Raw genomic sequence first — 2,168 nt, forward strand, 5'->3', positions numbered from 1 at the left:
GGAGGCCTCCGGCGATGCATCCTCTGTATTTGACACTGGGCATCATCACCTCGGTCTTCGCCGTGGTCGCGCTCGCCTTGTTCGCTCTGGGTTCGTACCAGATCTGGCGGACCGTGAGTGTGGGCCGAGCGGCGGAGCCGGAGCGGACGGAGTCGCTGGGCAAGCGGCTCACCATGACGCTCATCGAGATCCTCGGGCACACGAGGATGCTGAAGCGGCCGTGGGTGGGTGTGGCCCACTGGTTCGTGATGGTCTCGTTCCCGCTGCTCTTCTTCACGGTCATCGAGGCCCAGGGCGAGGTCTTCGACCCGCACTTCAAGCTGCCGGTGATCTACGACTGGACCGTCTTCGGGCTGGCCATCGAGGTCATCGCGGCCACCAGCCTCGCGGGCATCATCGGCCTCACCGTCTACCGCCTGCTCAACGGCCCCCACCGCAAGGGCCGCGACTCGCGGTTCTACAACTCCAAGACGTGGACCGCGTACTACGTCGAGGCCTACCTGTGGGCCCTGCTGATCTCGATCTTCGTGATCCGCGGCCTCAAGGTCGCCATCGAGGACTTCCCGTTCCCGGTCTGGGCCACCCCGGTCTCCCACGCCTTCGGCGCCCTCATGCCGACCGACGCCGCGGTCGCCGAGCCCGCCATCGCCCTGGTCGCCGCGTTCAAGCTGATCATCAGCTACGCGTTCTTCGTGGTGCTGTACTTCAACCTCACCATGGGCATCGGCTGGCACCGCTTCACCGCCCCGTTCAACATCTTCTTCAAGCGCAACGCCGACGGCGCTCCGACCCTCGGCGCCGCCAAGCAGATGATGGACGCCTCCGGCAAGAAGCCCCTCGACTTCGAGGAGGCCGACCCGGACGAGGACCCGTTCGGCGCCGGCAAGATCGAGGACTTCACCTGGAAGGGCCTCCTCGACTTCTCCAGCTGCACCGAGTGCGGCCGCTGCCAGTCGCAGTGCCCCGCCTGGAACACCGCCAAGCCGCTCTCGCCGAAGAAGCTCATCCTCGACCTGCAGCAGCACAGCTTCGAGAAGGCCCCGTACCTCCTCAAGGGCATCACCGAGGAGACGCTCACCGAGGCCCCCGACAACAGCCACTCCGGCGTCGACGTGCTCGCCCTCCTCAACAAGCCGCTGGTCGGCACCGAGGAAGAAGGCGGCGTCATCCACCCGGACGAGCTGTGGGCCTGCACCAACTGCGGTGCCTGTGTCGAGCAGTGCCCGGTGGACATCGAGCACATCGACCACATCCTGGACATGCGCCGCTACCAGGTGATGGTCGAGTCCAACTTCCCGTCCGAGGCCAACACCCTCCTCAAGAACCTTGAGAACAAGGCCAACCCCTGGGGTATGGCCGAGGACCGGCGCATGGACTGGATCGAGGAGCTGGCCAACCAGGAGAACCCGGTTGAGGTCCAGGTCGTCGACGACAAGATGCCCGAGGACACCGAGTACCTCTTCTGGGTCGGCTGCGCCGGCGCCCTCGAGGACCGCGCCAAGAAGACCACGAAGGCCATCGCCGAGCTGCTGGACATCGCGGGCGTCAACTTCGCCGTCCTGGGCGGCATGGAGGCCTGCACCGGTGACCCGGCGCGCCGCCTGGGCATGGAGTACGTCTTCCAGATGCTGGCCCAGCAGAACGTGGAGACGCTGAACGAGGCGGGGGTCACCAAGATCGTGGCCAGCTGCCCGCACTGCTTCAACACGCTCGCGAAGGAGTACCCGCAGCTGGGTGGGACCTACGAGGTCATCCACCACAGCCAGCTGCTGGCCAAGCTCGTGGACGAGGGCCAGCTGACCCCGGTGAACTCCGTCGACGAGAACATCACCTACCACGACCCCTGCTTCCTGGGCCGCCACAACAAGGTGTACACGCCGCCGCGCGACATCATGGCCCAGGTGCCGGGTGTCAAGACGCAGGAGATGCACCGGCACAAGGAGCGCGGCTTCTGCTGCGGCGCCGGTGGTGCCCGCATGTGGATGGAGGAGCGGATCGGCAAGCGCATCAACACCGAGCGTGTGGACGAGGCGCTGACGACCAACCCGGACACCGTCTCCACCGCGTGCCCGTTCTGTCAGGTCATGCTCGGCGACGCGATCAACGAGAAGAAGTCCTCCGGTGAGGCCAAGGAGTCGCTCGAGGTCGTCGACGTCTCCCAGCTGCTG

Annotated in this window: 1 protein-coding gene; it reads left to right on the top strand. The window is 66.1% G+C overall.

Annotated elements, in window-relative coordinates; all coding sequences use genetic code 11:
* Positions 1-14: 14 nt before the first annotated feature.
* The coding region (locus ACYVDG_RS32570) for a (Fe-S)-binding protein (protein WP_460764097.1) at positions 15-2,168 on the top strand (2,154 nt) is incomplete at its 3' end.

This window comes from Nocardiopsis oceani (assembly GCF_054777395.1).